This window comes from Neorhizobium sp. T25_13 (assembly GCF_002968675.1).
GTDB lineage: Bacteria > Pseudomonadota > Alphaproteobacteria > Rhizobiales > Rhizobiaceae > Neorhizobium > Neorhizobium tomejilense.
The window spans coordinates 298598-311573 of the sequence record NZ_PVBI01000002.1; the positions used below are offsets into that span (position 1 = coordinate 298598).

General features: G+C 63.3%; 11 protein-coding genes. 2 read left to right on the forward strand and 9 right to left on the reverse strand.

Going from position 1 to position 12976, the window contains the following annotated elements; translation table 11 throughout:
• Position 1: 1 nt before the first annotated feature.
• Together rnr and topA are read right to left on the reverse strand one after the other, a co-directional pair.
• Positions 2 to 2356, reverse strand: coding sequence for a ribonuclease R (rnr, locus tag C5J22_RS04900; protein ID WP_105437410.1), 2355 nt, complete (start codon positions 2354 to 2356; stop codon positions 2 to 4).
• Entirely contained in the window at positions 2353 to 5028 is a 2676-nt protein-coding gene (gene topA / locus C5J22_RS04905) for a type I DNA topoisomerase (protein WP_105437411.1), read from the reverse strand. Before topA ends, rnr begins: the two co-directional genes overlap by 4 nt.
• Positions 5029 to 5273: 245 nt before the next feature.
• Here topA and C5J22_RS31585 point away from each other — a divergent pair, with 245 nt between their 5' ends.
• Positions 5274 to 5480, forward strand: a complete 207-nt coding sequence (locus C5J22_RS31585; protein ID WP_105401045.1) for a hypothetical protein — start codon at positions 5274 to 5276, stop codon at positions 5478 to 5480.
• On the opposite strand, the gene dprA is transcribed toward C5J22_RS31585, so the two are convergent.
• The 6 genes from dprA to C5J22_RS04940 all read right to left on the reverse strand — a co-directional run bounded on the left by dprA (position 5460) and on the right by C5J22_RS04940 (position 10131).
• Positions 5460 to 6602, reverse strand: coding sequence for a DNA-processing protein DprA (dprA, locus tag C5J22_RS04915; RefSeq protein ID WP_105437412.1), 1143 nt, complete (start codon positions 6600 to 6602; stop codon positions 5460 to 5462). The two genes, C5J22_RS31585 and dprA, sit on opposite strands and share 21 nt — an antisense overlap.
• A gap of 13 nt (positions 6603 to 6615) precedes the next feature.
• Positions 6616 to 7233 (reverse strand): glycerol-3-phosphate 1-O-acyltransferase PlsY, encoded by a 618-nt coding sequence (plsY, locus tag C5J22_RS04920; RefSeq protein WP_105437413.1) that lies wholly within the window; start codon positions 7231 to 7233, stop codon positions 6616 to 6618.
• A gap of 12 nt (positions 7234 to 7245) precedes the next feature.
• Positions 7246 to 8532, reverse strand: a complete 1287-nt coding sequence (locus C5J22_RS04925; RefSeq protein ID WP_105437414.1) for a dihydroorotase — start codon at positions 8530 to 8532, stop codon at positions 7246 to 7248.
• A complete protein-coding gene (locus tag C5J22_RS04930; RefSeq protein ID WP_105437415.1) occupies positions 8529 to 9470 on the reverse strand; it encodes an aspartate carbamoyltransferase catalytic subunit in 942 nt (313 codons plus the stop codon). The genes C5J22_RS04925 and C5J22_RS04930 overlap by 4 nt, the downstream gene beginning before the upstream one ends.
• A 74-nt stretch (positions 9471 to 9544) precedes the next feature.
• Positions 9545 to 9859, reverse strand: coding sequence for a type II toxin-antitoxin system RelE/ParE family toxin (locus tag C5J22_RS04935; protein WP_105437416.1), 315 nt, complete (start codon positions 9857 to 9859; stop codon positions 9545 to 9547).
• A gap of 5 nt (positions 9860 to 9864) precedes the next feature.
• On the reverse strand, positions 9865 to 10131 hold the full coding sequence (locus C5J22_RS04940) for a type II toxin-antitoxin system ParD family antitoxin (protein ID WP_105419493.1): 267 nt from the start codon (positions 10129 to 10131) through the stop codon (positions 9865 to 9867).
• Between the two features lie 160 nt (positions 10132 to 10291).
• Between C5J22_RS04940 and C5J22_RS04945 the strand changes: the two genes are divergently transcribed.
• The gene (locus C5J22_RS04945) at positions 10292 to 11944 is read left to right on the forward strand and encodes an acyl-CoA dehydrogenase family protein (protein ID WP_105424873.1); all 1653 of its coding nucleotides are present in this window, start codon (positions 10292 to 10294) and stop codon (positions 11942 to 11944) included.
• Here C5J22_RS04945 and C5J22_RS04950 read toward each other — a convergent pair.
• Positions 11926 to 12861 (reverse strand): AEC family transporter, encoded by a 936-nt coding sequence (locus C5J22_RS04950; protein WP_105437642.1) that lies wholly within the window; start codon positions 12859 to 12861, stop codon positions 11926 to 11928. The genes C5J22_RS04945 and C5J22_RS04950 overlap by 19 nt on opposite strands.
• Positions 12862 to 12976: the final 115 nt, after the last annotated feature.

Below are 12976 nucleotides of genomic sequence, written 5' to 3' on the forward strand. Positions count from 1 at the left end.
TCTATCTCCTTCGGCCGCTCCGCGGAGGCCGCGTGCCGGGTTGGGTCCGGCCACGCCGCCCCGATTTGTGGAAGGAGCGGATCGCGGTCGGCAATTTCTTGCCCTCGCTCAGCATCTCGAACTGCAGCGCGCCGGCAAGCGGGATGGCCTGTTTCAGCCGCACATCGACCGTATCGCCGATCTGGTAGCCCAGACCGGTCTTCTCTCCGGACAGCGCCTGATGCGCCTCGTCGTAGATGAAGTAGTCGTTGCCGAGCGTGGATATAGGTATGAATCCGTCCGCACCATAGGTCGGAAGCGAGACAAATAGTCCCGCCTTGGTGACGCCGGAGATCCGGCCGACGAATTCCTCGCCGATGCGCTCGGAGAGGTGATGGGCGATCAGCCGGTTGATCGTATCGCGCTCGGCCGCCATCGCCCGGCGCTCGAAGGTCGAGATCTCGGCGGCGATATCGTCGAGCTGAGCTTCTTCCTCCGGCCTGATGCCGCCTTCGCCCAAGCCCAGCGATCCGACCAGCGCGCGGTGCACGATCAGGTCGGCGTAACGGCGGATCGGCGAGGTGAAATGCGCGTATTTCATCAGGTTGAGGCCGAAATGGCCGATATTCTCGGGGCTGTAGATCGCCTGGCTCTGGGAGCGCAGCACCATCTCGTTGACCATCACCTGGTGGGCGGTGCCCTCGGCCTTGGCGAGAATGCCGTTGAACGAGTTGGCGCGCATCTGGCCGCCCTTGGCCATCGGAATTCCCAATGTCGCGAGGAACTCGCGCAGCGTCTCCTGCTTGGCAAGCGACGGCGTGTCGTGGATGCGGTAGATCAGCGCCTGGCGCTTCTTTTCCAGCGTCTCGGCGGCGGCGACGTTCGCCTGGATCATCATCTCTTCGATGAGTTTATGGGCATCGAGCCGGTCCGGCACGAAGACCCGGTCGACCGTGCCGTCGGGCTTCAGCAGGATCTTGCGCTCCGGCATGTCGAGCTCGAGCGGCTGGCGGCGGTCGCGACCGCGCTTCATCACCCCATAGGCATGCCAGAGCGGCTTCAGGATCGGATCGAGCAGCGGACCGGTCTTGTCGTCCGGCTTGCCGTCGATCGCCGCCTGCGCCTGTTGATAGGAGAGCTTGGCGGCACTCTTCATCATGATGCGGTGAAACGTGTGGCCTGCCTTGCGGCCTTCCCTGGAGAAGACCATGCGTACGGCAAGCGCCGGTCTGTCCTCGCCTTCGCGCAGCGAGCAGAGATCGTTGGAGATACGCTCGGGCAGCATCGGCACGACCCGGTCGGGGAAATAGACCGAGTTGCCGCGCTTCAGCGCCTCGCGGTCGAGCGGAGAGCCGGCGCGGATATACCAGGAGACATCGGCGATCGCGACGGTGACGATCACACCGTCCGGATTGTCGGGCGAGGGGTCGAGCTCGGCATAGACCGCGTCGTCATGGTCCTTGGCGTCGGCCGGGTCGATGGTGATGAGAGGCAGCGAACGCCAGTCCTCGCGTTGCGAAAGAGAAGCCGGTCTTGCCGCTTCCGCCTCGTCGAGCACCGCCTTCGGGAAGATGTGCGGAATGCCGTGCGAATAGACGGCGATCATCGAGATCGCCTTTTCCGAGCCGATCGTGCCGACGATCGACAGAACCCGGGCGCGGGGAAGCCCGAAACGCCCGGAGCGAACGACTTCCGTCTCGACGAGGTCGCCGTCCTTGGCCTCGCCGATATCGGCGGGCTCGATCACCATTTCCTCACCGCGCCGGTCGATCGGCAGCAGACGCAACTCGCCATCGGCGAGTTGATGGACGATGCCGAGCGAGGCGCCGCGGCGCTTGTCGATGATCTTGATGACCCGGGCGGTATAGGCAGGTCCGGTCCGGTCCTTGTTCGGGAAGATCTTTGCCAGCACCCGGTCGTTGAGACCTGCGGCAGTCACCCTGCCTTTGCCGCGACTGTCCGACGATTGGCGGATGAGCACCGCCGGGGCGGCGCCCAGTTCCTCCGGCCATTCGGCCGGGCGGGCGATCAGTTCGCCATCCTTGTCGCGGGTGGTGATGTCGAGAACGGTGACGGGCGGCAGCGCATCGGGACGGGTCAGCGACTTGCGGCTCTTCTTGAGAAGGCCTTCCTCCTCAAGCGTCCGCAGGAGATCCTTCAGTTCGACGCGGGTGTCGCCCTTCAGCCCGAAGGCCTTGGCGATCTCCCGCTTCGACCCCTTGTCCGGGTTTTCAGCGATGAATTCGAGCAGGACATCACGCGGCGGCACGGCACCGTGGATGATCACCGGCTTCTCCGTTGCAGAAGCGGCGTGACCGCGGGCAACCTTTTCGGGGCGTTTTCCCGGATGTCTCGATCTATCGCGTGGTTCTCTCACGTGCCTGTCTTCTTCGCCTTGGGTGCGGCCTTTTTCACCGGAGCTTTCGCCTTGGCGGCCGTCTTGGCTTTCGGTGCTGCCTTCTTGGTGTCGGTGGTCGCCTTGGCGGCGGCTTTCTTCGGCTTTGCCTTGGACGACGGTGCCTTGCCGCCCTTTTCGATGATGAAGGCCATCGCCTGCTCCATCGTCACCGATTGCGGGTCGAGCCCCTTCGGCAGTGTCGCGTTGACCTTGCCCCAATTGACGTAAGGGCCGTATTTGCCGTCGCGCACGGTGATCGGGCCGCCATCCGGATGGTCGCCGAGTTCCTTCAGTGCCGCCGGCGTGCCACGGCCGCGGCCACCGCCTGCGGCCACCTTGCTCTGCTTTTCGGCAAGCAAGGTCACAGCGCGGTTGAGGCCGATCGAGAACACGTCCTCGATGCTCTCCAGGTTGGCATAGCTGCCGTCATGCAGCAGGAACGGCCCGTAGCGGCCAAGCCCTGCCGAAATCATCTTGGCTGATTCCGGATGTTTGCCGACGTCGCGCGGCAGGTTGATCAACGCCAGCGCCTTTTCGTGGTCGATGTCCTCGGGCTTCCAGCCCTTGGGCAGCGACGAACGCTTGGCTTCCTTGCCTTCGCCGCGCTGGATATAGGGTCCGAACCGGCCCGAACGTAGCGTCAGTTCCTCGCCCGTATGCGGATCGGCACCGAGTGCCTTCGGTTCGTTGAGAGCGTTCGCTTCCGCATCCGCGCCGCCTTCCGAGGAAAGCTGGCGGGTGTAGTTACAGTCCGGATAGTTCGAGCAGCCGACGAAGGCGCCGTATTTGCCGAGCTTCAGCGACAGGTTGCCCGTGCCGCAGACCTGGCAGATGCGCGGATCGCTGCCGTCCTCCCGCTTCGGGAAGACCAGCGGCGCCAGCGTCTCGTTCAGCGCATCGAGCACGTTGGTGACGCGCAATTCCTTGGTGTCCTCGATCTGGGCGAAGAAATCCTGCCAGAATTCGCGCAGAACCTGCTTCCAGTCGAGCTCGCCGGCAGAAATCTTGTCGAGCTTTTCTTCCAGATCGGCGGTGAAGTCGTATTCCACGTATTTCGTGAAGAAGCTTTCGAGGAACGCCGTCACCAGCCGGCCCTTCGAATGCGGGATCAGCTTGCGCTTGTCCATCGTCACGTATTCGCGGTCGCTCAGCGTCTTCAGCGTCGCGGCATAGGTGGACGGCCGGCCGATGCCGAGCTCTTCCATCTTCTTGATCAGCGAGGCTTCCGAATAACGCGGCGGCGGCTCGGTGAAGTGCTGGCTGGCATTCACCTTGTTCTTATCGAGCTTTTCGCGGGCGTTGATCTCGGGCAGGCGACCATCTTCATCGTCATCCTCGCCCTTTTCGGCATCCTCGCGGTTGTCCACGTAGGCGCCGAGGAAGCCGTCGAAACGGATTACCGAGCCGACGGCGCGAAGGCCAGCCTTCTCGCCCTTGTTGTCGGCGAGGATCTCGACCGTGGTGCGCTCGATTTCGGCGGACGCCATCTGGCTGGCGATGCCGCGCTTCCAGATCAGCTCGTAGAGACGGGCCTGGTCGGCGTCGAGATAACGGCGCACCTGGTCCGGGGTGCGGGTGAATTCGGTCGGGCGGATCGCTTCGTGGGCTTCCTGGGCGTTTTTCGCCTTGGTGGAATAGAAGCGCGGCTTTTCCGGCAGGTAACGCTGTCCGAACTGGTCGACGATGGCGCTGCGGGCAGCATCGACCGCTTCAGGCGCCATCTGCACGCCATCGGTACGCATATAAGTAATGAGACCGACCGTCTCGCCGCCGATATCGACGCCTTCATAAAGCTTCTGCGCCACCTGCATGGTGCGCGAAGCGTTGAAGCCGATATTGGAGGAGGCGGCCTGCTGCAGCGTCGAGGTGGTGAAGGGCGGGCCGGGGTTGCGCTTGACGGGCTTGGCCTCGACCGTGTCGACCAGATAGGTCGCGCCGTCGAGCAGCGCTTTCAGGCGGTTGGCGTCCTCGCCGTTCTTGATCGAGCGGGCCTGCAGCCGCTTGCCGTCGGCCGAGACGAGGCGCCCCTCGAACTCGTCGCCGCGCGGGGTGCGCAACAGCGCCGACAGGTTCCAGTACTCTTCCGAGATGAAACGTTCGATCTCCGACTCGCGGTCGCAGACGAGCCGCAGCGCAACCGACTGCACGCGGCCGGCCGAGCGTGCGCCCGGCAGCTTGCGCCACAGCACCGGCGACAGATTGAAGCCGACCAGGTAGTCGAGGGCGCGGCGGGCGAGATAGGCGTCCACCAGCGGCACGTCGATATCGCGCGGATTGGCCATCGCATCGAGCACGGCCTTCTTGGTGATGGCGTTGAAGACGACGCGCTTGACCGGCTTGTCGCCGATCAGCTTCTTCTTCTTCAAAAGGTCGAGCACGTGCCAGGAAATGGCTTCACCTTCGCGATCCGGGTCGGTCGCGAGGAACAGGCCGTCCGAGCCTTTCAGGGCGTCGGCGATATCCTTCATGCGCTTCTGGGAGGCGCTATCGACTTCCCACAGCATTTCGAAGTCCTGGTCGGGAAGTACGGAACCGTCCTTGGCCGGGAGATCGCGCACATGGCCGAACGAGGCGAGAACCTTGTAGCCGGGGCCGAGATACTTGTTGATTGTCTTGGCCTTGGCGGGAGATTCTACGACGACAACATTCATTTTGCTTCTCTGCAATAGAGGCTTGGCCCGGAACCTTTGCAGTCCAGGCGGAAATCTGACCTCCCGACATGGAGGGCGTTTGCCTCGCGGTCAAGGGGCGTGTGCCAAATTATAGGGTACAACGAGATGCAACCACAGGAAGATTTACAATTGGTTGCAATCTTAAATAAATGCGATATGGTCCCTCGCATACCTCGAGGTGAATTTATTTGGACCGGTGGCCGACTTTTTTGACAGGATAGAATATGATTTCCCGAAGTGAGACAAACGGCCGGCGCGAGGACGATACCAGGGAGAGTATAGCCTATATAAGGCAGATGCTCGGAGAGCTCCGGCAGGTCGCCTTGGGAGAGGGGGCCGATATGCTCTGTTATCTCATCGAGATGGCCTATGTGGAGGCGGGGGACGTACAGGCGGGCCGGCGTCCCCGCTCAGTCTTCCATCGCGATTGAAACCAGACCGCCGACATGCCGATGCAGCCGGCCGGCGAGATCAAGTTCCAGCAGGATGAGATAGACGGAAGAGGCGGGCAGTTCCGTGTGGCGGATGATGTCGTCCACCTCGACCGGCGTCGGCCCCAGCGCCGAAACGATGATCGCCCGGTCGTCGTCATTGGGCGGCAGTATGTCGCTGAATTTCTTTGGCTCTTCCACCACAGAGCCGCTGAACAGGTCGAGTTGCGAGAGCGGCGCCAGGGCTTCGATGACGTCGGCCGACCCGGTTGTGACGATCGCGCCCTGTTTCAGAAGCTCGTTTGTGCCGTGGCAGCGCGGATCGAGCGGCGAGCCGGGAACGGCGAAGACAAGCCGTCCGAAATCGGTCGCCATCCTGGCGGTGATCAGCGAGCCGGAACGCTCCGCTGCCTCGACCACGACGACGCCGAGCGAAATGCCGGATATCAGCCGGTTGCGGCGGGGAAAGTCCCGTGCGCGGGGCTCCCAGCCGAAGGGCATTTCGCTGACTGCAAGGCCGGCGCCCTCGGTGATCTCGTCGAGCAGTGAAATGTTTTCCGGCGGGTAGGGCTGGTCGAGCCCGCCGGCCAGCACCGCGATCGTTCCGGTTTCCAGGCTGGCCCGATGGGCTGCGGTATCGACGCCGCGGGCAAGGCCTGACGTCACCGCATAACCGGCACGGCCGCAATCCCTTGCGATCATCGCTGCGAACTTGGCGCCCGATATCGAAGCGTTGCGCGATCCGACGACGCCGACCGACGGACGGGTCGCGGCGGAAAGGTCACCTTTCATGGCAAGAAGCGGTGGCGCGCCTTCGATCTGGCGCAGCGCCGGCGGATAGTCCGGTTCGCCGATCCCGACGAAGCGAGCCCCAAAGCGATGGGCGGCTTCGAGTTCGCGTTCGGCCTCCTGCACGCCGGCAATCCGGATCGCCCTGGTCGCTCCGCCACGGGCGGAGAGTTCGGGCAGCATGGCAAGAGCGTTTTCCGCCGAGCCGCAGTGGTTGATGAGATCTCGAAACGTGGCGGGGCCGACATTGTCCGAACGGATCAGCCTCAGCCAGGCGATCCTCTGCCTCTCCGTCAGCGCAATTCCTGTTCGTTTCGCGCTGCCGTCCGGCATTCTTTCCCCCGGTCTATCCCTTTTGGCCGATCCTGCTTTCGGTGCCGGCGATCAGCCGCTTGATATTTTCTTCGTGCTTCCACCAGGAAATCGCGGTCATGACGGCCAAGACGAGCGCGATCTTCGGCTCGTTTAAGAACCACAGCACAACCGGAATGACAAGAGTTGCAACCAGAGCGGAGAGCGACGAATATTTGCTGATCTTGGCGACGCCGAGCCAGATCACCGCAAACACCAGCACCATCCAGGGAGCGACGCCGAGCAGCGTGCCGATATAGGTGGCGACGCCCTTGCCGCCCTTGAAACCGAGCCAGACCGGGAAGAGATGACCCATGAAGGCCGCAAAGCCGGCAAGCAGGCCGGCTTCTTTTCCGAACAGATACCAGGCGATCAGCGCAGCGACGGTCGCCTTCAGCGCGTCGAGCAGCAGGGTGGCCGCGGCAAGCTTCTTGTTGCCGGTGCGCAGCACGTTGGTGGCGCCGATATTGCCCGATCCGATCGAGCGGATATCGCCGAGCCCGGCCGAACGCGTGAGGATCAGGCCGAAGGGAATGGAACCGAGCAGATAGCCGAACACCAGCGCGGCCAGTGCGATTGGCAGGGTGATCTGCCAGTTGAAGAGTTCACTCACGCCCGTGCTCCCTTAAAGCGTGTAGATGCACTTGCCGGCCACATAGGTGGCGACGGCGCGGCCCGAGAAACGCGCGTCTTCGAACGGCGTGTTCTTCGACCGCGACAAGATCATATCCTTCGAAACGATCCAAGGCTCGTCGAGATCTATCAGCGTGATATCGGCCTTGGCGCCGGGCTTCAGCGTGCCGGCATCGAGGCCGAAGATTTGCGCCGGCCGGGTCGACATCGCATCGATCAGCCGCATCAGCGGCACGCGACCGTCATGGTGCAGGCGGAGTGCGGCCGCGAGCAGGGTCTCGAGACCGATCGCCCCGTCCTCGGCATCGGCAAACGGCAGGCGCTTGGTATCGACGTCCTGCGGATCGTGCGAGGAGACGATGATGTCGATCGTGCCGTCCGCAAGCGCATCGGCCATCGCCACGCGGTCGTCTTCGGAGCGCAGCGGTGGCGAGAGCTTGAAGAAGGTGCGGTATTCGCCGATGTCATTCTCGTTGAGCGCCAGGTGATTGATCGAGACGCCGCAGGTGGCGTTGGCGCCGCGTGAACGGGCGACGCGCATGGCTTCGGCCGATTCCGCCACGGAGATCTTCGCCGCATGGTATTTCGCCCGCGTCAGCGCGGCGATCCTCAAATCCCGTTCGAGCGGGATGATCTCCGCTTCCTTCGGCACACCGGACAGCCCGAGCCAGCTCGCGAACAGGCCCTCGTTCATCACGCCGTTGCCGAGATATTTTTCGCGCAGCTCCAGCGAGATGACCGCATCGAACTCGCGCGCATAGGTCATCACCCGGCGCAGGAGCAGCGTGTCGGAAAGCCCGTGCCGGCCGTTGGTGAAGGCGACGGCGCCCGACTGCTGCAGCAGGCCGATCTCGGTCATCTCCTTGCCGGCCAGCCCCTTCGTGAGGGCGGCGGCCGGATGGACGTTGACGACCGCCTTGTCGCGCGCCGTCTTCTGCACGAATTCGACCAGCGCGATATCGTCGATCACCGGATCGGTGTCGGGCATCATGATGAAGGACGTGACGCCGCCGGCGGCTGCCGCCCGGCTTGCCGATTCGATCGTTTCGGTGTGTTCGGCGCCCGGTTCGCCGACATAGACGCGGGCATCGACGAGGCCCGGCGTCGCGACGAGGCCCTGGCAGTCCCGGACTGTCGCGCCTTCCGGTGCGCCCTGGTTCTGGGCATCCTTGCCCGATGCGAGGATACGGCCGTCGGCGCCGATGATGATCGTGCCGGTCTCGTCGAGATTGCGCGACGGGTCGATGATGCGGAGGTTCTTGAGGACGGTGGGGGTCATGCGCGTTCTCCCTGGTTCTGGGAGACGAGCAGGGCCTCCATCACGGCCATGCGGACCGCGACCCCCATTTCCACCTGTTGCTCGATGACGCTCTGCGGACCATCGGCCACTTCGGATGCAATCTCGACGCCGCGGTTCATCGGGCCGGGATGCATGACCAGCGCATCCGGCTTGGCAGCCTTCAGCTTTTCGGCATCGAGCCCGTAGAAGCGGAAATATTCGCGCACCGACGGCACGAAGGCGCCGGCCATCCGCTCGCGCTGCAGGCGCAGCATCATCACCACGTCGGCATCCTTGAGGCCTTCTTCCATCGAATGAAAGACCTCGACGCCCATGTCCCTGATGCCGGAGGGCAGCAGTGTCGAAGGCGCCACCACGCGAACCCGTGCGCCCATGGCGTTGAGCAGAAGAATATTGGAGCGCGCGACGCGCGAATGCAGCACGTCGCCGCAGATGGCGACGATGATGCGCGACAGCTTGCCCCTGGCGCGGCGGATGGTGAGTGCGTCGAGCAGCGCCTGGGTCGGATGCTCGTGCTGGCCGTCGCCGGCATTGATCACCGAGCAGGCGACCTTTTGCGCCAGAAGTGCTGCGGCACCGGCCGAGGAATGACGCAGCACCAGCACGTCCGGGCGCATGGCGTTCAGCGTCATCGCCGTGTCGATCAGCGTTTCGCCTTTTTTCACCGAGGAATTGCCGACCGACATGTTCATCACATCGGCGCCGAGGCGTTTGCCGGCGAGCTCGAAGGACGATTGTGTACGGGTGGAAGCTTCGAAGAACAGGTTGATCTGGGTGAGACCACGCAGCGTGGAGGTCTTTTTCTCCCGCTGCCTCGAGATCTTGACGGCCTCGTCGGCCTTGTCGAGAAGAAAGGTGATATCCTGTTCGGTAAGGCCCTTGATGCCAATCAGATGGCGGTGAGGGAAGAAGACCATGGACACGTCTCCGCTTGCGTTCGGCGGTCTATAAGGTCTGACGGCAGGAGCCGCAAGCGGGCGCGGGGTTTATCTCACTGCTTGTTTGAGAGTATGGCTTCGTAGTCCCGGCCACGATAGAAGATGTTGAGGACTTCCACCGTGTCTCCATTTAAGCGGTAGAGAATGACTGCGCTCCGCTCGAACGGCACGAGACGCACTCCCTCTCCAAGGTCGCCGCGGGAAATGCCGCCTCTCGGAACGTCGCCGATGCGCTCACAATGCTCGAAAATCCTGTCGGTAAAACTTTGGGCAGTCGCCAGGCTCTGGCTGATGTCGAGGACATAGAGAAATATTGAGTCAATATCGCGAAGAGCTTCCGGCCTATATGTTACCGGAAGGTGCTCCATCGCAGCTAACTTTTGTGCCGCGCATAAAGGGCATCGAGATGCTGGCGAACCTCGGCACCCGTCAAGCTGGGGCGCGGGTCGTCGATCGATTTTCGCACCCGCTGGCGAATCGCTTCGATCCGGCTTTCCTGGTCTTCGTCTTCTCGCAGCAGTGCGCCGACGGCAGCACGCATGGCGTCATCCGTAGAGCTGTAGCGCCCGGACTCAACCCACTCCTTGATGGCGTCAGCCATATCGTCAGGCAGCGTGATGCTCAGTTTTTGTTCGCCCATGACAAAGCCTTATCTCCGCCGTTTGAAAATACGATGAAAGGCTGTGTTTCGCAAATGCTACGACCGTTTCTCAATGTGGGTGCGGCCTTTTGTTGAGAACGCCAGAAATCCTGAGTGGGCGCCGTTCCCAGGCCCGGTAACTTCCGCTAGAACCCGTTTCATGAACCAGATGTCGCGCGCCGAAGAAAAATTTGCCGAACTGAACCAGCCAAAACCCTGGTCCGGCATCAATGCCTACCGATCCGATCCGCTGGTCGTCGACCTGACGAGCACGCTGAACCGCACCATCCGCGAGGAATACGACCAGCTCGGCCGTTACGTGACCTCGCCGGAGGCGCAGGAACTGGCGCGCATGGCGAACGAGAACCCGCCGAAGCTGAAGACCCATGGTCCGCGCGGCGAGCGGCTTGACGTCGTCGAGTTTCATCCGGCCTGGCACGCGCTGATGCGCCGTTCGATGCAGACCGGCCTGCATTCCTCGGTCTGGGAAAACATACCCGAAGCCAAGGGCCACGAGCACAAGGCGCGGGCGACGCGATTCTATCTGTCGGCGCAGCTCGAGTGCGGCCATCTCTGCCCGCTGACCATGACCAGCGCCTCGATTGCCGCGCTGATGGCCTCGCCGCGTGTACAGAAGGAATGGGCGCCAAAGATCCTGTCGCGCAAATACGATTCGACGAATCGCCCGGCCCTGCAGAAGAGTGCGGTCACCCTCGGCATGGGCATGACCGAAAAGCAGGGCGGCACGGACGTGCGCGCCAACCGCTCGACCGCCGAGCGGGTCGGCGAGGGCATCTACCGGCTCTCCGGCCACAAGTGGTTCATGTCGGCGCCGATGAGCGACGGTTTCGTGATGCTGGCAAAGACCGGCGACGGCATCGGCTGCTTCCTGGTGCCGCGGCTGCTCGAGGACGGATCTGCGAACGGCCTGCAGTTCCAGCGCCTGAAGGACAAGGTCGGCAACCGCTCGAACGCGTCCTCCGAAGTCGAATTCACCGATGCCTTCGGTTACCTGCTTGGCGAACCGGGCGGCGGCATCCGCACCATTCTCGACATGGTGACGCTGACGCGGCTCGATTGCGCGCTGGCATCCGCCGGCATCATGCGCGCGTCGCTTGCCGAGGCGGTCCACCATACCCGCGGCCGCAGCGTGTTCGGCAAGAAGCTGGTCGACCAGCCGCTGATGACACGGGTGCTCGCCGACATGGCGCTTGATGTTGCCGCGGCGACCGCGCTCGCTTTCAGGCTGGCCGACTCCTTCGATCGGGCGGCCAGCAACCCGGCCGACGCGGCTTTCGCCCGGGTCATGACGCCGGTCATCAAATACTGGAACTGCAAGATCGCGCCCGCGCTGATCTACGAGGCGATGGAGTGCATCGGCGGCAACGGTTATATCGAGGAACGGCCGATCGCCCGGCATTACCGCGAGGCTCCGGTCAATGCGATCTGGGAAGGCTCGGGCAATGTGATGGCGCTCGACGTGCTCCGTGTCCTGTCGCGCGGGCGGGACCTGTTCAACACGGTGCTCGCCGGTTTCGAACGGGATCTCGGTCCTGCGGGCCGCAAGACGGTCGAGGTTCTGCGCGCCGCCATGGCGCTCTGCGAGACCGACGAGGGAGCTGCTCGGCTTCTGGTGGAGCAGCTTGCACTTGCGGCTGCGGCCGCCGAACTGGTGCGGCTCGGTGCCGGCAAGATCGCCGACGCTTTCCTGGAAACGCGGCTCGCCGGCGGCTGGCGCTCGACCTACGGCATGCTCGATGCCCGGTTCGACGCGCGCTACATCGTCGACCTGCTTTATCCCGCAGCGACGTAGGCGACAGCCGTCATCACGACAGGAATGGTGAGGAACGAGGCGACGACCTGCAGGGTCGCCGCCGCCGCATACATGTCCGCATCGCCGTTCAGCTGTTTCGCCAGCAGATAGCCGTTCATCGCGGTCGGAACCGCGGCACTCAGTGCCAGAAGCACGAGGGCGCTGCCCTGGATGCCGCACAACATGCCGACGCCCACGGCGACGATCGGGAAAGCGATCAGCTTCAAGAACACGGCGAGGAGAGTGATCGGCCTCGGCTTGAGCGCGTCCATGACCCGCAGGCCGGCGCCGACCGTGATCAGACCGAGGCTGAGCGAAGCCTGCGACAGCAGGTCGACCGCCACCATCACCGGTTCGTAGATCGGAATGCCGGCGACGTTGACGACGATGCCGAGCGCCGTCGAGACGATCAGCGGATTGGTGCAGACTCTATAGAAGATGGCCTTGTAGTTCCGGTCGTGGCCGGAGAACCACAACAGCACGGTCACATTGATGAAGTTGAGCGGAATGATGATCGCCGCCATCACCAGGCCGACCATGGTCAGGCCCTGCTGGCCGTAGGTCTTTGCGGCGATCGCCAGCGCCATGAAGGCGTTCCAGCGCGTCGCCGTCTGGAACAGCGAGGTATAGGCCGGCCCGCCGACGCGCAGGTTCCGCAGCAGAGGCCATGCCAGCAGCAATCCGCCCGACATCACGAAAACGGAAATGATCGCCGCGAAACTGACCGTCAAGGTCTCGGTATTCGAAAAGTCGGCCTTGGCCATCGTCGAAAACAACAGGGCCGGAAACATCACCCAGTAGCTGCACTGTTCGAGCCCGTCCCAGAAATCGGCGTTGATGATCGGCGCACGTTTCAATCCCACGCCGAGGAGGACGAGAAGGAAGATCGGCAGAACGCTTTGGAAGACGATGAGCATGGAGGAGGGCACGTCGGTGGGAGGATAGAATGTCGTTAGTCCTCCCACGCCGCGAGCGCAATGCGCAGCCCCGCAAAATCAAGTGCTGCGCGCGCAATCCTGTGCATGGGCACCG

Bases quoted from the DNA above. Each gene is read 5' to 3' on its own strand.
- topA (WP_105437411.1), bottom strand. From the start codon at position 5,028: ATGAATGTTGTCGTCGTAGAATCTCCCGCCAAGGCCAAGACAATCAAC.
- C5J22_RS31585 (WP_105401045.1), top strand. From the start codon at position 5,274: ATGATTTCCCGAAGTGAGACAAACGGCCGGCGCGAGGACGATACCAGG.
- dprA (WP_105437412.1), bottom strand. From the start codon at position 6,602: ATGCCGGACGGCAGCGCGAAACGAACAGGAATTGCGCTGACGGAGAGG.
- C5J22_RS04925 (WP_105437414.1), bottom strand. From the start codon at position 8,532: ATGACCCCCACCGTCCTCAAGAACCTCCGCATCATCGACCCGTCGCGC.
- C5J22_RS04930 (WP_105437415.1), bottom strand. From the start codon at position 9,470: ATGGTCTTCTTCCCTCACCGCCATCTGATTGGCATCAAGGGCCTTACC.
- C5J22_RS04935 (WP_105437416.1), bottom strand. From the start codon at position 9,859: ATGGAGCACCTTCCGGTAACATATAGGCCGGAAGCTCTTCGCGATATT.
- C5J22_RS04940 (WP_105419493.1), bottom strand. From the start codon at position 10,131: ATGGGCGAACAAAAACTGAGCATCACGCTGCCTGACGATATGGCTGAC.
- C5J22_RS04945 (WP_105424873.1), top strand. From the start codon at position 10,292: ATGAACCAGATGTCGCGCGCCGAAGAAAAATTTGCCGAACTGAACCAG.
- C5J22_RS04950 (WP_105437642.1), bottom strand. From the start codon at position 12,861: ATGCTCATCGTCTTCCAAAGCGTTCTGCCGATCTTCCTTCTCGTCCTC.